We start from the raw sequence: 17,458 nt of genomic DNA, 5'->3' as shown, positions 1-17,458 counted from the left end.
CCCCTTTTCAAATGAGATTATTTTGATCGTTTGTAAAATGGCGTTTCGACTATTTTCGCTTTCAATCGTTTATTGCGGATTTCCACTTCAAGTTCTGTGCCAAGTTCAGCAAATTCGCGGGCGACAAGCGCTAGGCCGATGTTCTTTTTCAAGGTAGGAGATTGTGTCCCTGTTGTCACTTCACCGATCAGTTCCCCATTAGCGAACACTTTATAGCCGTGGCGCGGAATTCCTTTGTCGATCATTTCAATGCCGACAAGTTTGCGCGGGATGCCATCAGCTTTTTGAGCCGCTAACGCTGCTTTGCCATTGAAATCCTGCTCTTTGTCCAATTTGACAACAAAATTAATGCCTGCTTCCAGCGGTGAGATGTCTTTTGTCAATTCCTGGCCATAAAGCGCCAGGCATGCTTCAAAGCGCAATGTATCACGTGCACCTAAGCCCGTTGGCAACGCGCCGTCTTCTTTGCCTTCTTCCAAAATCTTATCCCATAACGCCACGACAGCTTCCGGGCTTGCGTAAATTTCAAAACCATCTTCACCGGTATAGCCTGTGCGGGATAACAAGACCGGATAGCCTCCGACTTCAACGTCCGCTTTGAATCGGAACGGGCGGATGGCAGATAAATCTTCTTCTGTCAGCCGCTGAAGAATTTGGGCCGCCATAGGGCCTTGAAAAGCCAATAAACCATAATTTTCAGATTCGTTTTTGAGAACGACGCCATCTCCAGCGTTTTTTTGCATCCATTCAAAATCCTTTTCGATGTTCGAAGCGTTAACCACCAACAGGTAATCGTTGTCGGCCATTTTGTAGACCAGCAAATCATCCACTGTACCGCCGTCTTCGTAGCACATTGCCGTGTATTGAGCTTGGCCGTCCTTAATCTTGGAAACGTCGTTCGTCACCAGGTTCTGAAGAAACTCGAGGCTGCCTTCGCCTGACACAAAAATTTCGCCCATATGGGATACATCAAATAATCCAGCTTTCGTTCTTACTGCTTCATGTTCTTCTTTGATGCTCGAAAATTGGACCGGAAGTTCCCAACCGCCAAAATCGATCGTCTTTCCGCCATACTTTGAATACGCCTCAAAAAGAGGGGTGCGCTGCAATTCTCCCATTCGTCTTCCTCCTTGGATGTCAAATTCCACAAAAAAAGGACAGAGATTCCCCCTAGAATAGGGAAATCTCTGTCCTGGAACCTGAAAGTTTACCTTTACGGCTTTCCTCTTTGGTAGCTGCTGAGCAGCGTTCTCCAGAGATGCGTCCTGCACGAGTCTTTTTGCCTGAGAGATTCGTGACATATTGTCATTTGCTCCTTCGGCGACGCTTTCGCGTTCTCTCCCCGTGCAATCATCCGCCCAAATCAAATGTTTGGTCCAAACCGTTATACAGAATAGTATAACTTTGTCTATATCCTAACATTGTATGAGCGGAAGCGCAATCTTTTTTAACAGAACTAACCAAACACGAATGATTATTGTTTATACAATAAAATCATTCGCCTTTTAGACGGTTCACTTGAAACGCGGCGTATTGGGTAATCTGCCGCAGCGTCCGAAACTCCGTGCGGATTGTGATATGCGCCGCTTCTTTATAGAAACGGTACCGTTTTTTAAACATCGCTTCAATCTCTTCCCGTGTTGAGTTTCGGACAATCGGCCGGTTCGGATCTTTGTGGATCCGCCTCCAAATTTCCCGGAATGGGGCGTCGAGGAAGAGCACCAGCCCTGTCGCTCGCATGATTTTGCGATTTTCTTCACGCATCGAAACACCACCGCCCGTCGAAACGATGCAATTGTCGTGACTGAAATTCTTCAAAAACTCTGTTTCGAGATCCCTGAAATGTTCTTCGCCAAACTGTGCAAAGATTTCTGGAATCGCCATTCCTGTCTGCCGGACGATTTCCTTGTCCATATCGTAGAAAGGGACTTTCAATAAAAAACTGAGCCTTCTGCCGACGGCACTTTTGCCGCAGCCCATAAATCCGACCAAATATATTCTTTTCATCTTACCACCCATTGCATCCTGCTACTCAGGTATTTTATGTTGCGCGATTTCTTCTAGTAGTTGTATCGTAGCATGTCTGTGCAAATTTTCCAAACTGTCGTACGTCTTATATTGAATAATGTAGACAGCTACTGCATGCGACATGAGGATAAGGGCGGAAAGAAAAAAGACTGCGGATACTGGATAAATCGAACCTTTGCCGCATCTAAGGCTGCGTAAAAACATATTCTTCCTCCAAAATTACGCCATCGGTGAATTCCGCCTGCAGCAGCAAGCTATGGCCGTCCAAAGAAAAACTGGCCCTTTTCACGCCCGTCAGCATGACTTCATGCCCTTGCCGAAACTTCTGCTTGCGGATGAACTTGTCATAACTTTCAATGTCGTATTCATTGCCTCCTTGGACGAGCCGCACGCCTGCGCCATTATTGATGATCACAAGCGACTCTGCGCCTGACAAATAGCTTTGCAATTCCCCTGCAAACAAAAACCATTCCGCCGCCTGGGGATCCGCTTCTTCGAAAAAGCTTCGCATAAAAATATAAAACAGCACGATGAGCGGCAGAAACATCATCAACAGCATCATCTCAAAAAGCGAGGTGAGAAACGTGAAGCCTTTTTCATCCGCCACTCGCTTCATTCGAGGCATTCCTTTTTCTGTTCATTCCGGAAATCATCGTAATAAACACAAAGCTGTTCTGCCATTTCCCATCGATAAAGTGTGCCAGCGGCTTTGCGTTCGCCCCTTGCTATGCCGAAGCCCGCTATCTCGATTGCGGCTTCATGCAAAGTTTCATATGCGACGAGCCGCTCTTTTTTCGCATGGAGCGATTGCTGGAGTTGCTGCATCACCGGCAGCAGCGTTCCGAACATCATGAAAAGCATTGCCAGGCTCAGCATTGTCTCCGCCCATGAAAAGCCGTTTTCATCCAGAAAACACCAGCCTCCCTTTGCCGATATGGACGATCAGCGATTTCTCGCCTTCGCTTGTATCGAATAATAAGGTGCCTGCAGCCGAAACAGACCCGTTAGCAGAAAAAGACACCGCCTTCAGATTGCTGGAGGCTTTCAGTTTTACAGTTGCCGGAAGGTTGCGCGAGGGCAAAATCGCTTTGAAAGACTGGACGACTTCGTATCGCCCCTCTGCTTCCCGAAACACGACCATGACTGGCGCTTTCGTTCGATACGATTCACTCTGGGCATAATAGATGTCGCGCATCAGGCTGTCGAAAAAGCGCGATTCTGCTCTTTCCGCCGCCATTGCTTGATAAGATGGCACGGCCATTAGCGACACAGTCATCAGCAAACTGAGCACGAGCAGCATTTCAAGCAGCGTAAACCCGCCTTGCTTTAAGAGCCTGCCGATGACACGACACCGTCAACCGAGATGACGATTGTATCGCCGTTCGGGCAGCTTGTCTCGCCTTCTTTCAAATAGCCGTTAGACACAAGGCTTGCCAGAGTCGGCACCGCCTTCTCATCCATACGATACGATTCCACTTGCCCTTGAACCATGTGGACAAAAGCCTTGCAGCCTTTTTCATCGACCGATGCCGATTGCTTGGTGACGTTTGGAATGGCGATGGCGATCAACACTGTGATGATCAGCATAACGATGAGCATTTCAATAAGTGTAAATCCTTTTTGATTTTTAATAAAACGCATGTAATTTCCCCCTTAGATAGTGTGGACCAAATTGTACATGGGCAGCAAAATCGCTAAATAAGCACCGATAATGCACGCCGCAATCATGATGAAAAATGCAGGCTGAATAATTTTCAAAAGGTGCTGCGTTTGAGCTTCAATCCTTTCCATCATCACTTCGCTGTAAAGGATCAATTCCTTGCCTAAAAACCCTGCCATCTCTCCGTGCTGGACAAACGCCGCCATGTCTGGCGCGAAAAACGGATGCCGCCGCAATGCATCGGACAGCGGGACCCCTGTCACCACTTCGCTGTGGCAGACTTCCGCCATGAATTGGATAATCGAATGGTGATTCTGTTTTTGCAGCAGCTGCAGCGATTCCTGCAGAGAGATGCCGCTATGGAGCAGCGTTCCCAGTTCCCGCGACAGCAGATGCGACCAATAAAAAACCATGATTTTGCGCAACACCGGAAGCCGGGTCAGCCACTCAATCTTTTGCGCCGGCCCCCTTTTTTTCAGCATTGCCGCAAAAACGGCCGCGCTTATACCAGCGACAGCAAAACAGCCGATAAACAGATCAGGCAGATTCAGCAGATAGGCCGGCACTCCGGATCCTTCACCGTCTGCGTTCAGCGACGCCATCAGCTTTTCAAGGTTCGGCACATAGCTTGTGCGGAAAAATAGGAACAAGCCGGAAGTGAAGAACAGCAGCGAGACGGGATAAACCAAAATATTGCGCAGCTTTTTCTGAACTTGTTCGGTGCGTGAGAAGCTTTTCGAAATGCTGTCAATCGATTCCGGAAGCCTCCCGTGGTGTTCGGCTATTTCGACCGGGAACAACACATTGTCTTTAAAGCCGAGAAATTTCAAGATTTCCGCCGCGTTGCCTCCGCCTTTGAGGATTGATGTGACTCCGTCCAATGCTTCATCCAGTTTTGGCGTGTGCATCGGCAGCAAAAGTGTCAACGCCGTCGGCAGCAGATAGCCCTCCCTTAAGAGGACGGCTAAACGCGACAGAAAATTTTCGCGGTCACGGAAGACGATTCGCTTATTTCTCTGCAGAAGCTTCAAGGGCACCGATTTTCACCCCCTCGCGGATCTGTCCACCGAATGACAGATGTTCGGGCAACACATACAACTGTTGATTTTTTGCAGACAGCAGCGCTTCATCGAGCCGCTCTCCATGGAGAATTTCGTAGAGCGCACGGTAAGCTGCGCTGGACTGTTCGAAATCCGCGTAGACGGGCACAATGCGCTGTGCGGAAATGGCAATAAGCGTTTGTGCCATGTCTTCAAACGACACACCCAAATCGTGCAGCCGGTGCAGGCAGCCGACTGAATGGCGCGCATGGATCGTCGAAAAGACCAAGTGGCCGGTTAATGCAGCTCGCACGGCGATCTGGGCCGTGTCCGCGTCGCGGATTTCACCGATCATGATGATATCGGGATCATGGCGCAAAATGGCTTTCAGGCCGGCCGCGTAGCTGAGCCCCGCTTTTTCATTTACTTGGATCTGCAGAATCGACTGGTTTTTGCGCTCGACGGGATCTTCCAGCGTAATGATATTGCGGTTGAGTTTTTCGGCGCAATGCTTCAATAGCGAATACAAAGTCGTGGATTTACCGCAGCCGGTCGGGCCTGTGAGCAATATCAGCCCTTGGTTCGCTTCCGACAATTTTTCCAGCAAGCGTGCTGAATCGCGAAAAGCAGCCAATTCATGGATGCTGCGTGCCACTTCTTCCGCCATCACACGGATGACGATGCTTTCTTTCGTTAGAACAGAAGGCAGCGTTGATATTCTAAAATAATATGGAAGTTCTTGAATCGGGAGATGAAAGGATCCTGTTTGAGGTTTTCGTTTTTCGCTCATATCTAAAAGGGAAAGGTATTTGAAATAGGCAATCATGCGATCACCGAGGTCAAGGGGGATTTTCATCACTTGCCGCAACGAGTGGAACGTGCGGAATGAGACGTCATAGCCGGTTGGGCCGGGTTTTATGTGGATGTCTGTGGTGCCGCTCTCTGCCGCTTGGGTGAGCAGCTGGATGCATCTGCGTTCAACTATTTCCTGCATAGCCGCCTCCTGTCCTGAGTTTTGAACAAGGGCCGCCGCCCTGTTCCCACATAGTATAACCAGCGTTTTTTCAGAAAGGAATAGATTGTTTCAAAATAAATTTTTGATCGCCGTATCCCTGCCAAATCTCATTTTCCACAAATTTTTTAACCTTTCTGAAACACCTTGGAAAATTCATACACTTGTTTGTCACAAAGAATAGTCATCTCGCTGTTTACACATTCACTCCGTTTCCTATATAATAAATAAGAGATTATTGTGTTGTGGCAAAGGAGGGATTACCCATGGATAAGATGTTCAAATTAATGGGATGGTGGACTGGCATTTTTGCAGTTCTGTTTTATGTAGGCGATATGGTGGAAGTATCATTATTAATGGTCGCTAACACTGGATTTTTTGTACTTCTTGGATTCTTAAATATTTCTGAACGCATGTACATGTACATTTTCGCAGCTTACTTAACTGTATTCTTCGTAGGATTCACGTATTACACAACGTTCATCCATATTCCCGGAGCTGGACATTAATTAACGAAATCAAAAGCAAAAAGCGGCCAAATTTGGCCGCTTTTTTATTTTGCATTTTTTAACCGCGCAAGAATGGGTTTGATTGTTTCTCTTGCGCTGGTGTGGTTTCCGGTCCATGCCCTGGATAAAGGATCATATGCTCCGGCAGCGTCAATAGCGAGTCATGGATCGACTTCAGGAGCTTCTTCTCTGAACCGTCTACCAGATCCGTCCGCCCGATGCTGCCGCGGAACAATGTATCCCCGACAATGGCGAAGCCTTCTTGTCCGAACGAATAAGACACGCTTCCTGGCGAATGGCCGGGTGTATGGAAAACATCCATCTTAAATCCGCTGATTTCCAGCTGCTTTTCTCCATCGAGCAGAATATCCGCATCTTTCAAGCGGTAATCAGGTACCATCGAATATTTGCCAGAGCCGTTCAAATTGGGCTTGCCCAGCCATTCTTTCTCCAGCTTGTGCAGATAAGCGGGGATTTTGTATTTTTCCCTCAGCGAGTCCACAGCCCCTATATGATCGAAATGCGCATGCGTCAATAAAATCGCCACTGGCGCCAATTGTTTTTTCTGGAGGAACCCGATAATCTTATCCGCTTCTTCGCCCGGATCGAAAATCAGGCATTCTTTGGCGTCATTCGAAATGATGTAGCAATTGGTCTGGACTGGCCCTAATTCCATTTGGTTTATTTTCAGCATTTTCTTCACCTCGGTTAAATTATAGCATTTCAGAGTTCATCGGTCTGACAATATTATCTCTCGACAAACATCCGGAATTTCTTTACAATAAAAGAGAACAAGACGGCACTGGCTGTTAATGTTGAAGGGAGTGTCATAGATGAACTTGCTTATGGTTATTTTTGGTCTTATTGCTGTATTAGCGGCAATCGGCTCTGTACAAACCTTAAAAAACAAAGAAATTTTAGGATTCCTTTTTAACTTTGGTACGTTTGTGATTTTCGGTGCTTTTACAGTAGCGACTCTCATAACACAAGGATATCCGCCAAGCCTGCACTAATTCCTGAAAGCTGATGCGTATGCATCGGCTTTTTCTTTTTGCCTGAAACGAGCAGAAAAGAACACATAAAAAAACCGCCCCAGTCTATATTGCACTGGGGCGGTTTTTGTTGTAGCTTGCTTTATTCTTTTGTTTCCCTTTCTTTTTGGAGCTGCTCTTGTTCCAGCTTGGCTTCTTCTTCCTCTGTCAAAATCAATTGGCCGTTCTTCTCATCGTAAAATCTGAGCAAATCGCCATTGATAATCGACTCGGAATAATCCAGTTCCTGCAGAGCCGGCTCAATGAAAGGCTGGCATTGCGCCATATCCGTTTCTTCCCCGGTTTCACTGTCGTAACATACATTTCCTGCGTAGACATTTTCATCAGTGATAAATCGTCCATCACGGAACACTACGAATTCTTCATGCTCTTTAGAAAACAGATCGCCGCCGAACTGCATGTCTTTTTCAGTTTCCATGCCAAGCAAGTGCATGATTGTCGGGCGCAGATCAATCTGGCCGCCAACTTCTTCTTCGACATAACCTTTATCTGATCCTGGAATATGCACGAAAAGTGGCACTTTTTGCAATTGCGCAGATTCGTAAGGCGTGATTTCTTTGCCTAAGTACTGCCCCATAGCTTCATTATGGTTTTCGGAAATTCCATAATGATCGCCTACCATGACAATTACGGAGTTTTCATAAAGGCCTTTCGCTTTCAATTCATCGAACAATACTTTGACCGATTCATCAAGATAGCGGGCAGTTTGGAAATAACGGTTCAATGTGCCCGAATTCGAATCGTATTCGTCGATCATCTTGTCTTCTTCATCCAAATAAAACGGATGGTGGTTGGTAAGGGTCAGCATTCGGCTGTAGAAAGGTTCCGGCATTTCCGCCATGAGGGCAACAGATTGCTCCATGAACGGGATATCCTTCATGCCCCAGTTCACTGCTTCACCTTCACCGACTGTATAGCTTTCAATGTCTTGGAATTCTTCGATATTCAGCGATTGGTACATCATATCGCGGTTCCAGAAACTCTTCGTATTGGCATGCTGCACAGCAGTGTGATAGCCGTTTTCACCAAGGCTTTCGGCCATGGAATTATACGTGTTGCCGCTATGCGTGAAGAATACCGCTCCTCCGCTTAAAGGATACAGCGAGTTCTCCAAAAGGAATTCCGAATCGGATGTTTTTCCGAGTCCGGTCTGATGATAGAAATTCGGGAAATAGATCGTATCTTCATCTTTTGTCAACTCGTTGAGAAAAGGTGTGACCGTCTGGCCGTTCATTTCGTTATTGATAACGAATGATTGAAGGGATTCAAGCGTCACAACGATCAAGTTCTTGCCTTCCGCAGCAGCAAACATCTCTTCTGATGGATCTGGTTGATTCGAACGCACATAGCTGTTCACTTCTACAAGTTCAGAGCCGTCAGCGAGTGCACGCTGCGCTTGGGATTTGGATTGGATGTAAATATCGTATAAATGGTAATTGTACATGCCGATATTTTTTACCAGCATTTCGCGGTCAAAGCTGCGCGTCAATAATTGAGGGCGTTCCATTTCTGCCAAACCAAGGTTAAAGAACAGCACGGCTGCTGATAAAATCATGTACGATTTACGCTGGGCAGCTGTAAGGTCTCTCGCTGAAGGTCTGATGTTCAGCAATTTGATGGCAGCAAAAATGATGATGACATCCGAAAAGAATGCGATGTCTGTCCAAAAGATACTTTCTGAAGCACTTGAACCCAAGTCACCGAAGTTATTCGTCTGGAACAGGACTGGAAGCGTGATAAAATCGCTGAAGAACCGATAAAAAGCCACGTTTCCGTACAAAATGATCGACGTGATAATCGCGACCGTCAAAATGTATCGGTTTTTCAGCTTATCGCTCTTGAAGAACAGCGAAATCCCGTAAACGAGCAACAAGAGGCTAAGTGGGTTGAGAAATAATATAAATTCCTGCAATGCATTATCAATGGTAATGGAAAAACTCGTTTTATAAGTTACATAAGTTTTGAGCCAAGTAGCTATGATGGCGATTGCCAGGATAGAATGTTTAGGCCATTCCTTTTTAAACATCCGGCATATCCTCCTTTAATTGAAAATCATACTTTACAATATCTTATTGCGTCCTTTATGTCCACTCTACAAACCTGCGATATACTGGGAAGTTGTTTCTATTAATAGGACTCCCCGTTATAAGACGTTTCAAACCAAAGAACGTTTCACTTTTTTTGAAATTTTATTTTTTTCGGCTTGAACTTTTTTGCCTCAAAATCAGCAATGCACTTGCATAATCTTTTGGCGAAATGAATTGCAGGCGGTAAAGCTCCTTTATTTCTTCTTCCATCAGCTCAAGGTCCGCCTGGTAATCGCCGGTATAAATAACCGTTCCGTAACGCTTCAATAATTGCATCACATCATATAATGTCTTCACCGCGGCACCTTCCCCGTTTCGATATAACCATTTTCCGTATAAATGCCTTCCACCGGAATATCATGAGATTCGGCTTCGATCGCTTCTACCAGCTGCACACCGAAAGCAAGAGACCTCGTGTGTCCATTGTATCCTGCAAGATAGCGGTCGTAGTAGCCGCCTCCAAAACCAATGCGATAGCCACTATGGCAATAAACGACGCCTGGCACGATCATCAAATCGATTTCATTAGGAGCGGCGTAGCGCGTAATAGACGTGTTGGGTTCCTGCAAATTCATGTAAACCACTTCCAGCTGGCTGAAATCATCGATGATATAAAAATCCATGCCCCTGCTTTTCGGAATACATTTCGGCACGGCCGCTTGCTTGCCTTCTCGCCAAATCCGCTCGATAAGCTTCTTCGTGTCAACTTCAGGATATGCCGAGATTGTCAGGCCGATAACTTTTGCCGATTTAAAAACAGGATCCGCAGCCAAGTCCTCAATGATTGCCGTCGACATCTCCCTATGTTTTTCTGCATCAATTTCTTTCAGTTTCGCTATTACCAAATTCCGCTGAACGGATTTTTCCATAGCCGCATCTTCCCTTCCTATGTATTAGACTTTCTTTATATAAGGCTGGGCTCATCCAACCGCCTAAACACAGCCCTATATAAAGAAAAAAGCCAAAACCCCTTAAGGTTTTGGCAGTCAAACAATTACTTCGTTTCACGGTGTAGAGTCATTTTCTTTTCACGTGAGCAATATTTTTTCATTTCAAGACGCTCAGGGTTGTTGCGCTTATTTTTAACAGTGCTGTAGTTACGTTCGCTACATTCTGTACAAGCTAAAGTGATGTTAACACGCATCGGTATCCCTCCTAATTCTTTCAAAGATCGGTTGTAAATAAGCATGATCTATACGACTTAATAATTATAGCACATCCAGCCGGAAAGTCTACCGATATTCTTCGATTTTTAACGGCTCTTGCAAAAATAAAATTCCCCGGCGCATCTGCCCGGGGAAAGGGTTCATTTATTTAAATCGTAATGGCGTCCGCGTACAAGGTAGAACAGCTGCTCTGCGATATTTGTTGCATGGTCCGCTGAGCGTTCCATATAGCGGCAAACGAAAGCGAGCTGGGTGATCTGGTTGATCTTGTCGGGATTTCGAGCACCCGCCAACATCAATTTATTGATGACTTCGCCGTAAAGGGCATCAACTTGATCGTCAAGTTCAGCGATTTCTTTTGCCTTAATCACGTCTTCTTCGACAAAAGCTTCGATGACTTGCGTCAGCATAGCTGTAGCCAAGGCGTGCATTTGCTGGATTTCATGGATTGGGGAAAGCAATTCCTCTTTGCCGATGCGAATCGTTTCTTTCGCGATATTGACTGCGTAATCACCGACACGCTCCATGTCTGTTGCCACTTTGATGATAACGATCAGACGGCGCAAATCCGTTGCAACCGGTGATTGTTTTGCAATCAGCAAAATTACGCGGTCATTGATTTCTTCTTCCAGCTGGTTGATCTCCGCGTCGTCTTCAATCACTTCTAGCGCCGCGTCAATATCGTGCGCTACAAGTGCATTGACCGCTTTCGTCAATGCACTCACCGCCATATTGCTTAATAAAATCAATTGTTCTTGTGCAGAGTTTAACTCATAATCGAATTTTTCGCGTACTGACATTTTCTATTCCTCCCTGTCTTAGCCGAAACGGCCTGAAATATAGTCTTCCGTCCGTTTATCGGACGGATTGGAGAAAATCGTATCAGTTTCGTCGTATTCGATTACTTCTCCGTTTAAAAAGAACGCTGTTTTATCTGAAATCCGCGCCGCTTGCTGCATATTATGCGTCACGATGATGATGCTATAATCTTTTTTCAATTCTTGTACCAGTTCTTCAATTTTCAATGTTGAAATCGGGTCTAACGCTGAAGTCGGCTCATCCATTAAGATGACGTCCGGCTCGATCGCCAATGCACGCGCGATGCAAATCCGTTGCTGCTGGCCGCCTGACAAGCTGTAAGCATTTTCGTCAAGACGGTCTTTTACTTCTTCCCAAATCGCCGCGCCGCGAAGGCTCTTTTCAACGATTTCGTTCAAGATCTTCTTGTTTTTGATGCCGTGGATGCGCGGCCCGTAAGCGATATTATCATAAATCGATTTCGGAAACGGGTTCGGCTTCTGGAAAACCATGCCAACCCGTGTGCGCAATTCTTCCACGCCGTAATCCTTATCGAAAATATTACGGTCGCGGTACAGGATCTGGCCTGAAGTCTTGACCGATGGCACAAGTTCAACCATGCGATTCAAGGTTTTGATGTAAGTCGACTTGCCGCAGCCTGATGGCCCGATGATGGCAGTTACTTCGTTTTCTTTTATATCCAAATCGATGTTCTTGAGCGCGTGGTTATCCCCATACCAAAGGTTTAGCTGTTTTGTTAAGTATACGGATTTTTTATCTACCTTCTGTACAGGCTCTTTCTTTGATAAAGATGTTCTAATCGTTGTCATGTTGAAACCCCTTCCGCATAAAGTGCTTTAATAGCGTTTTTGGAATTTATTGCGGATAATGACCGCAATTGAATTCATGATCAGCAGGAAAATCATCAAGACGATGATACCTGCTGCAGCCACCACTTGGAATTCTTGCTGTGGACGGCTTGCCCAGTCGAAAATCTGGATTGGCAATGCTGTAAATGTATCGAATACGCCTGCAGGCAGGAACTGGATGATGACCGGGATGCCGATGACGATAAGCGGCGCCGTTTCCCCGATGGCGCGCGATAACGCCAGGATGCTTCCTGTCAGAATACCTGGGATGGCTGCTGGCAAAATGATGTTGACAACAGTTTGCCATTTAGTTGCTCCCATGCCAAGTGATGCGTCGCGCAATTCTTTTGGCACGGAACGGATTGCTTCTTGTGAAGCGACAATGATGACCGGTAAAATCAAAAGGCTCATTGTGAATCCTGCTGCCAGGATGCTGTTGCCGAGTGAAAAGGCGCGAACGAAAATCGTCAAGCCCAGCAATCCGAATACTACTGATGGCACGCCAGCCAAATTCGAGATGTTCAAGCGGATGAATGTCGTCAAACGGTTTTGCTTGGCGTATTCCTCCAAGTAAATGGCGGAACCGACGCCGAGTATGATCGATGTCGGAGCGACAACGGCCATCAGCCAAAGCGAACCGACCAACGCTGCCTTAATACCCGCCTGTTCTGGAAAGCGTGAAGCGAAATTTGTTAAAAAGTCTAATGACAGATGGCTATATCCTTGTGAGACGATGCGGTATAACAAGATTACGAGCGCCAATAACGCCAATAAGGTTGCTGCCATGAAAAGCCCTTTGAATATCGTATTGACGACCAAGCGGCCGTTCATGCGTTTTACGACTTTTTCCTGTTCGACATATCTCATATTAATATTCCTCCCTGAAACGTTTTGAAACGTATTGGGCGAGGATGTTCATCAGCATAGTGAAAAGGAATAATGTAAATCCTACTGCATAGATGGAATAGTAGATTGTAGTTCCGTATCCTGCATCCCCTTTTGAAACCTGGACGATATAGGCAGTCATTGTTTGGATCGATCCTGCAAAATCTCCGTCTAGCTTCGGCGTCGAACCACCCGCTAGTGATACGATCATCGTTTCTCCGATTGCGCGCGAAACAGCGAGCACAACCGATGCGATGATGCCGGACAAAGCGGCCGGCACGATGATTTTCCAAGCCACTTCAAATTTAGTGGAACCCATTGCCAAGGCGCCGTCTCGGATTGATCTCGGTACAGCTGACATCGCGTCTTCCGACAGCGAAGCGATCATCGGGATGATCATGATGCCGACAACAATCCCAGGAGAAATAGCGTTGAAGATCTTGATTTCAGGGAAAAAAGTCTGCAATAACGGCGTTACAAATGTTAAGGCGAAAAAACCATAAACGATAGTCGGAATCCCAGCCAAAACTTCTAACACCGGTTTAACAATGCGGCGCACGGTTTCACTTGCATATTCACTCAAGTAGATGGCAGCTGAAATGCCAATTGGCACAGCCACGATTACTGCGATTAACGTTACTTTTAATGTCCCCACAATCAACGGCAAGATGCCGTATAATTCTTGTTTGTTCGAGAACGGCAGCCATGTTGTGCCGAATATAAAGTCGAAAACCGAAACACGCGTGAAAAATGTGATGGTTTCGATGATCAATGTCAATACAATGCCAATCGTTGTCAGCACAGACACGGATGCAATCAAGAGTAAAATCCACGGAATGATTTTCTCGATGAACTTCTTGTTTTTCTTGCCTTTCGACTGCGCGATCATTTCCTGCACAGATGTACCCATAACGAATCCCCTTTCAACCGCAAAAGGCGAGCAGCGGCTGCTCACCCTTTTACTAGAACTTTATTGTATTTATTTTTTCAAAGCTTCCAATTCTTCCATGTCTTTTTCGTACTCTTCTTTAGGCGCTGCTACGTAGCCGACTGCGTCAGCCATTTCGCCTGCATTTTCAATCGTGTATTTCATGAAGTTGAATGCTGCTTCGTTTTCAGTCATCGATTCGTTCTTAGCGTATGTGAACAACGGACGTGAAAGCGGCGCGTATTCGCCAGACTCGATTGTTTCGCTGTTCGGCTCAACTCCACCGATTGTTACAGCTTTCAACGTATCTTTGTTAGCGACGTAATAAGCGTAACCGAAGAATCCGATGGCGTTTTTATCGCCCTGGATGCCTTGCACGAGAACGTTATCGTCTTCTGACAATGTCGCCGAGCTGACCAAGTCTTCTTCTTCAAGAATCACTTCGTTGAAATAATCGTATGTGCCCGAATCCGTCCCAGGAGAATAGAAGACGATTTCTTCATCCGGCCATTCCGGATTGATGTCTGACCATTTTTTCGTCGTTCCGTCTTCAACCCATAGCTTTTTCAGATCTTCTACCGTCAAATCTTCGATCCAGTCGTTGTCTTTGTTGACAACTACAGTCAAGCCATCATACGCCAGCAACAATTCAGTGTACTCGATGCCCGCTTCTTCAAGGCTTGCGATTTCTTCTTCTTTAATCGGGCGTGATGCGTTTGAGAAATCAGTTTCGCCTTGAATGAACTTTTCGAAGCCGCCGCCAGTGCCGGATGTACCAACAGTAACTTGCACGTCAGGCTCTACTCCCGCATATTCTTCAACAATGCCTTCCAAGATAGGTGCTACAGTCGAAGAACCGTCTCCAGTTACCGACCCTGTCGCCTCTCCAGCTTTTCCACTTGTCTCACCAGGTTCAGTAGCGTTGCCGCCGCCGCAAGCTCCCAGCACTAATGCAGATCCAAGGATTGTTGATGCCATTGCGTATTTCCAAATTCTCATTTGACGTTTCCCCCTAAAGTTTATGTTTACTTTACAATACTTACTATAAACTCTCATTGTTGAGTGCATATAAAGGGAATGTTAAGAAATTGTAAACGCAAAAAAGCGATGGCGGCATTGGATCCCAATGCCGCCATCGCTTTTTTCAGTCCGCTGTTTCTTCTCCTTCTTCAACCACTTTCTTTGAATAAGGTTCTTTAATAACTGAAGTCGGTTCAGCGGATTCTTTGTTTTTCAGTTCAAAATATTTATCAACTGCATCGCGGGCAATTTTATGCGTTACCGTCGGCACCCGGCTAGGGTCTGTCGTGATATAGGGAATCATCACGGCGTATGCGATTTCCGGATTGTCGTATGGTGCAAAACCGACGTGCGCTGTGTTGACGGAAGGCTCTGTATAGAAAGGGCTATTCTTGTCATCGTAATAATTGATCTGGGCTGTACCGGTCTTTCCAGCACCTTCATAAGCTGCATCGTTGAAAAATGAACGGGCCGACCCTGAGTTGCCAGAATACACGAGGCGCATTCCTTTTTTCACTTGGTCGATTTCTTCTTGCGTGTTATTGATGCGGTTCAAAACAGTCGGCTCGATGATCGTCTCAACTGGGCCGAGCGATTGGCCGTCATCTGAAGGCTGTCGGATTTCTTTGACGACATGCGGCTTCATGCGGTATCCATCATTGGCGATTGTTGAAATATATTGCACCAGCTGCATCGGCGTATACGTATCGTACTGGCCGATCGCCAAATCCAGGAACGTTCCCGGCTGGACTTTCGTATAGTCTCCGGCATAACCGGTGCCTTCGTTCGGCAAATCAATGCCGGTTTGAACGCCGAGGCCGAATTGCGCAAACGATCTGCGCATCGTTTCCCAATGTTCAGGCCTGACGCTGAAACCGCGATTGTATTCGTACGTATTGCCGGACAGCGCCAATGCAATTTTAAACATATAAACGTTGGATGAACGTTCAATCGCCTGTAAGTCGCTCATCGGTATCCGGTTGAACATCGTCCGGTTAAAAATCGAACCTTTTATCGCACCGCCGCCAGGAAATTGCAGCGGTTCATCGATCATTACTTGGTTTAATTCGACAGCATCCTCTTGGTAGCCTGTCAAAAGCGTCGCGCCTTTGACGACAGAGCCGCTCGGATAAGCTGCCGTAATGGCGCCGAATGAATAATCACGGACAATTTGCTTGCCGTTCTCATCTTTGTCGAGCTGCTTGCCAACCATCGAAATGACTTCGCCAGTCCTCGGATCCATCATGACGAGATAAGCGTCTTTCACAAGCTGCGAGTTCGGGCCGGCTTTCAGTTCGAGCAGATACTTTTCGACAATGCCTTCCACCGCACTTTGAATTTCGGAATCGATCGTCAATACGAGGTCTTTGCCTGGCTTCCCTTCATCTACGGGGATGGTCTCAACGACGCGACCTTTGCCATCGGTAATATTTTTGACGATGGATTTTTGTCCTTGCAGCTCTTCTTCATAGAATTGTTCGAGAAAGCTCACGCCTACGCGGTCATTGCGCGAGTAATCGCGCGCCATGTAATAATCCAGTTTATTTGCCGGAATCCCTTGTTCGGGTGTGGTTGTACTCCCGAGTATCGTCAAATCGCTTGTTTTGATGCGCTTCCAGTCAGTAACCGTGTTAACGCCTTTCAATTTCGGACTTGTCAATCTCTCCGAAACGCGCGCAAATTCAGCGTCTGTTACGTCTTCATTTTTGATGATTTGGGGAGCCAGCGCATAACCAGACGTCATTTCACGGAAAATCGCCAATGTTTCCAATTGCTCTGCTGTCAAGCTTTCTAGTTCTTTATCGGTGATTTTCTCGCGCACGAGCCTATCAATCTTCTGGTTTTTCTCTTTTTCTATAATGTCTTCAGCAGCAATTGCGGCTCTTTCTTCATCCGTCACTTTTGCTGCTGCTTTTTCATTGTTCAGCATGATGTAAAAATCTTGTTTATCACGAAATGTCACCCGTTTAGGATCTTTTTCAATCAGCTTCGCAAGTTCCGTGGCCACTTCAAGCATTTCTTCTCTTTTCGTTGTCTGCATCGCTGTATAGGTAATCGCGTTCACGGGATTATTATCCACCTGGACACGGCCTTCACTATCGAAAATGCGGCCGCGCGGAACACTTGTATTGACCGGGACTTCTTCTGTACGCGCCAAAGCCCGGGTGTAATCCTCGCCTTTGACGATCTGCAGATAACCTAATCGCAAAATCAACACAGAAAATAGCAGGAAGATGGAGAAAAAGAGGATATTCATCCGAAAGACGGTATGTGATTTCAGTTTCGCTTTTGCAAGCGATACACGTCTTTTCTGGGGGGTATTCATTTATTGAGCACTCCTTCCGCCAAAATATGCACTTGTTAGTATATCATCGAACATAGAAAAACACACACCTTTTCAGAC

21 protein-coding genes and 1 riboswitch are annotated in these 17,458 nt (G+C 46.2%); of the genes, 2 read left to right on the top strand and 19 right to left on the bottom strand.

The window, feature by feature from the left end; all coding sequences use genetic code 11:
- Window positions 1-17: 17 nt before the first annotated feature.
- The 8 genes from gcvT to comGA all read right to left on the bottom strand — a co-directional run bounded on the left by gcvT (window position 18) and on the right by comGA (window position 5,722).
- Window positions 18-1,118, bottom strand: coding sequence for a glycine cleavage system aminomethyltransferase GcvT (gene gcvT / locus AC4EHB_RS01770; RefSeq protein ID WP_490973873.1), 1,101 nt, complete (start codon window positions 1,116-1,118; stop codon window positions 18-20).
- Between the two features lie 143 nt (window positions 1,119-1,261).
- Window positions 1,262-1,354, bottom strand: a riboswitch (glycine riboswitch).
- Between the two features lie 140 nt (window positions 1,355-1,494).
- Window positions 1,495-2,007, bottom strand: coding sequence for a shikimate kinase (locus tag AC4EHB_RS01765; protein WP_490973872.1), 513 nt, complete (start codon window positions 2,005-2,007; stop codon window positions 1,495-1,497).
- 205 nt (window positions 2,008-2,212) lie between these two features.
- A complete protein-coding gene (gene comGF / locus AC4EHB_RS01760) occupies window positions 2,213-2,644 on the bottom strand; it encodes a competence type IV pilus minor pilin ComGF (RefSeq protein WP_490973871.1) in 432 nt (143 codons plus the stop codon).
- A complete protein-coding gene (locus AC4EHB_RS01755) occupies window positions 2,641-2,904 on the bottom strand; it encodes a hypothetical protein (RefSeq protein WP_490973870.1) in 264 nt (87 codons plus the stop codon). Before AC4EHB_RS01755 ends, comGF begins: the two co-directional genes overlap by 4 nt.
- Before the next feature lie 25 nt (window positions 2,905-2,929).
- Window positions 2,930-3,370 carry a competence type IV pilus minor pilin ComGD gene (comGD, locus tag AC4EHB_RS01750; RefSeq protein ID WP_490975597.1) on the bottom strand — a complete coding sequence of 147 codons (441 nt, stop codon included), beginning with the start codon at window positions 3,368-3,370 and terminating at the stop codon, window positions 2,930-2,932.
- Window positions 3,355-3,669 (bottom strand): competence type IV pilus major pilin ComGC, encoded by a 315-nt coding sequence (gene comGC / locus AC4EHB_RS01745; protein WP_490973869.1) that lies wholly within the window; start codon window positions 3,667-3,669, stop codon window positions 3,355-3,357. Before comGC ends, comGD begins: the two co-directional genes overlap by 16 nt.
- A 12-nt stretch (window positions 3,670-3,681) precedes the next feature.
- The gene (comGB, locus tag AC4EHB_RS01740; protein ID WP_490973868.1) at window positions 3,682-4,725 is read right to left on the bottom strand and encodes a competence type IV pilus assembly protein ComGB; all 1,044 of its coding nucleotides are present in this window, start codon (window positions 4,723-4,725) and stop codon (window positions 3,682-3,684) included.
- On the bottom strand, window positions 4,697-5,722 hold the full coding sequence (gene comGA, locus AC4EHB_RS01735; RefSeq protein WP_490973867.1) for a competence type IV pilus ATPase ComGA: 1,026 nt from the start codon (window positions 5,720-5,722) through the stop codon (window positions 4,697-4,699). The genes comGB and comGA overlap by 29 nt, the downstream gene beginning before the upstream one ends.
- A 284-nt stretch (window positions 5,723-6,006) precedes the next feature.
- On the opposite strand from comGA, the gene AC4EHB_RS01730 reads away from it, so the two are divergent.
- The gene (locus tag AC4EHB_RS01730; RefSeq protein ID WP_135501257.1) at window positions 6,007-6,249 is read left to right on the top strand and encodes a DUF2626 domain-containing protein; all 243 of its coding nucleotides are present in this window, start codon (window positions 6,007-6,009) and stop codon (window positions 6,247-6,249) included.
- 58 nt (window positions 6,250-6,307) lie between these two features.
- Here AC4EHB_RS01730 and AC4EHB_RS01725 read toward each other — a convergent pair whose 3' ends face one another.
- On the bottom strand, window positions 6,308-6,943 hold the full coding sequence (locus AC4EHB_RS01725) for an MBL fold metallo-hydrolase (protein WP_490980519.1): 636 nt from the start codon (window positions 6,941-6,943) through the stop codon (window positions 6,308-6,310).
- Window positions 6,944-7,082: 139 nt separating this feature from the next.
- On the opposite strand from AC4EHB_RS01725, the gene AC4EHB_RS01720 reads away from it, so the two are divergent.
- The gene (locus AC4EHB_RS01720; RefSeq protein WP_490973865.1) at window positions 7,083-7,262 is read left to right on the top strand and encodes a DUF2759 domain-containing protein; all 180 of its coding nucleotides are present in this window, start codon (window positions 7,083-7,085) and stop codon (window positions 7,260-7,262) included.
- A gap of 121 nt (window positions 7,263-7,383) precedes the next feature.
- Here the strand turns inward: AC4EHB_RS01720 and AC4EHB_RS01715 are convergent, their stop codons facing one another.
- From AC4EHB_RS01715 to AC4EHB_RS01670, 10 genes are all read right to left on the bottom strand, one after another.
- Entirely contained in the window at window positions 7,384-9,327 is a 1,944-nt protein-coding gene (locus AC4EHB_RS01715) for an LTA synthase family protein (RefSeq protein WP_490980518.1), read from the bottom strand.
- A gap of 163 nt (window positions 9,328-9,490) precedes the next feature.
- Window positions 9,491-9,685, bottom strand: coding sequence for a YqgQ family protein (locus AC4EHB_RS01710; protein ID WP_490973863.1), 195 nt, complete (start codon window positions 9,683-9,685; stop codon window positions 9,491-9,493).
- Window positions 9,682-10,257 carry a 5-formyltetrahydrofolate cyclo-ligase gene (locus tag AC4EHB_RS01705; RefSeq protein ID WP_490980517.1) on the bottom strand — a complete coding sequence of 192 codons (576 nt, stop codon included), beginning with the start codon at window positions 10,255-10,257 and terminating at the stop codon, window positions 9,682-9,684. Before AC4EHB_RS01705 ends, AC4EHB_RS01710 begins: the two co-directional genes overlap by 4 nt.
- A 125-nt stretch (window positions 10,258-10,382) precedes the next feature.
- Window positions 10,383-10,532 (bottom strand): 50S ribosomal protein L33, encoded by a 150-nt coding sequence (rpmG, locus tag AC4EHB_RS01700; RefSeq protein ID WP_036809376.1) that lies wholly within the window; start codon window positions 10,530-10,532, stop codon window positions 10,383-10,385.
- A gap of 162 nt (window positions 10,533-10,694) precedes the next feature.
- Window positions 10,695-11,354 (bottom strand): phosphate signaling complex protein PhoU, encoded by a 660-nt coding sequence (phoU, locus tag AC4EHB_RS01695; RefSeq protein WP_490980516.1) that lies wholly within the window; start codon window positions 11,352-11,354, stop codon window positions 10,695-10,697.
- An 18-nt stretch (window positions 11,355-11,372) separates the two neighbouring features.
- A complete protein-coding gene (pstB, locus tag AC4EHB_RS01690; protein WP_490980515.1) occupies window positions 11,373-12,182 on the bottom strand; it encodes a phosphate ABC transporter ATP-binding protein PstB in 810 nt (269 codons plus the stop codon).
- Between the two features lie 27 nt (window positions 12,183-12,209).
- The gene (pstA, locus tag AC4EHB_RS01685; RefSeq protein ID WP_490980514.1) at window positions 12,210-13,088 is read right to left on the bottom strand and encodes a phosphate ABC transporter permease PstA; all 879 of its coding nucleotides are present in this window, start codon (window positions 13,086-13,088) and stop codon (window positions 12,210-12,212) included.
- Window position 13,089: 1 nt separating this feature from the next.
- Complete coding sequence (pstC, locus tag AC4EHB_RS01680) at window positions 13,090-14,016, bottom strand: phosphate ABC transporter permease subunit PstC (protein WP_490973858.1); 927 nt, start codon at window positions 14,014-14,016, stop codon at window positions 13,090-13,092.
- Window positions 14,017-14,085: 69 nt separating this feature from the next.
- Window positions 14,086-15,033: a PstS family phosphate ABC transporter substrate-binding protein gene (locus tag AC4EHB_RS01675; protein WP_490980513.1), complete on the bottom strand. Its 948-nt coding sequence runs from the start codon at window positions 15,031-15,033 to the stop codon at window positions 14,086-14,088.
- 145 nt (window positions 15,034-15,178) lie between these two features.
- Complete coding sequence (locus tag AC4EHB_RS01670; protein ID WP_490980512.1) at window positions 15,179-17,380, bottom strand: peptidoglycan D,D-transpeptidase FtsI family protein; 2,202 nt, start codon at window positions 17,378-17,380, stop codon at window positions 15,179-15,181.
- Between the last annotated feature and the right edge of the window lie 78 nt (window positions 17,381-17,458).

The sequence above is a fragment of the Planococcus sp. TJ-302 genome, from assembly GCF_058268455.1.
The sequence above is the reverse complement of the archived record's forward strand: the minus strand, read 5'-3'. Positions and strand labels throughout refer to the sequence as shown.

Excerpts from the sequence above, each read along its gene's own strand:
- gcvT (WP_490973873.1), bottom strand. The coding sequence starts at position 1,118 with ATGGGAGAATTGCAGCGCACCCCTCTTTTTGAGGCGTATTCAAAGTAT.
- AC4EHB_RS01765 (WP_490973872.1), bottom strand. The coding sequence starts at position 2,007 with ATGAAAAGAATATATTTGGTCGGATTTATGGGCTGCGGCAAAAGTGCC.
- comGF (WP_490973871.1), bottom strand. The coding sequence starts at position 2,644 with ATGAAGCGAGTGGCGGATGAAAAAGGCTTCACGTTTCTCACCTCGCTT.
- AC4EHB_RS01755 (WP_490973870.1), bottom strand. The coding sequence starts at position 2,904 with ATGCTGAGCCTGGCAATGCTTTTCATGATGTTCGGAACGCTGCTGCCG.
- comGC (WP_490973869.1), bottom strand. The coding sequence starts at position 3,669 with ATGCGTTTTATTAAAAATCAAAAAGGATTTACACTTATTGAAATGCTC.
- comGA (WP_490973867.1), bottom strand. The coding sequence starts at position 5,722 with ATGCAGGAAATAGTTGAACGCAGATGCATCCAGCTGCTCACCCAAGCG.
- AC4EHB_RS01730 (WP_135501257.1), top strand. The coding sequence starts at position 6,007 with ATGGATAAGATGTTCAAATTAATGGGATGGTGGACTGGCATTTTTGCA.
- AC4EHB_RS01725 (WP_490980519.1), bottom strand. The coding sequence starts at position 6,943 with ATGCTGAAAATAAACCAAATGGAATTAGGGCCAGTCCAGACCAATTGC.
- AC4EHB_RS01720 (WP_490973865.1), top strand. The coding sequence starts at position 7,083 with ATGAACTTGCTTATGGTTATTTTTGGTCTTATTGCTGTATTAGCGGCA.
- AC4EHB_RS01715 (WP_490980518.1), bottom strand. The coding sequence starts at position 9,327 with ATGTTTAAAAAGGAATGGCCTAAACATTCTATCCTGGCAATCGCCATC.
- AC4EHB_RS01705 (WP_490980517.1), bottom strand. The coding sequence starts at position 10,257 with ATGGAAAAATCCGTTCAGCGGAATTTGGTAATAGCGAAACTGAAAGAA.
- rpmG (WP_036809376.1), bottom strand. The coding sequence starts at position 10,532 with ATGCGTGTTAACATCACTTTAGCTTGTACAGAATGTAGCGAACGTAAC.
- phoU (WP_490980516.1), bottom strand. The coding sequence starts at position 11,354 with ATGTCAGTACGCGAAAAATTCGATTATGAGTTAAACTCTGCACAAGAA.
- pstB (WP_490980515.1), bottom strand. The coding sequence starts at position 12,182 with ATGACAACGATTAGAACATCTTTATCAAAGAAAGAGCCTGTACAGAAG.
- pstA (WP_490980514.1), bottom strand. The coding sequence starts at position 13,088 with ATGAGATATGTCGAACAGGAAAAAGTCGTAAAACGCATGAACGGCCGC.
- pstC (WP_490973858.1), bottom strand. The coding sequence starts at position 14,016 with ATGGGTACATCTGTGCAGGAAATGATCGCGCAGTCGAAAGGCAAGAAA.
- AC4EHB_RS01675 (WP_490980513.1), bottom strand. The coding sequence starts at position 15,033 with ATGAGAATTTGGAAATACGCAATGGCATCAACAATCCTTGGATCTGCA.
- AC4EHB_RS01670 (WP_490980512.1), bottom strand. The coding sequence starts at position 17,380 with ATGAATACCCCCCAGAAAAGACGTGTATCGCTTGCAAAAGCGAAACTG.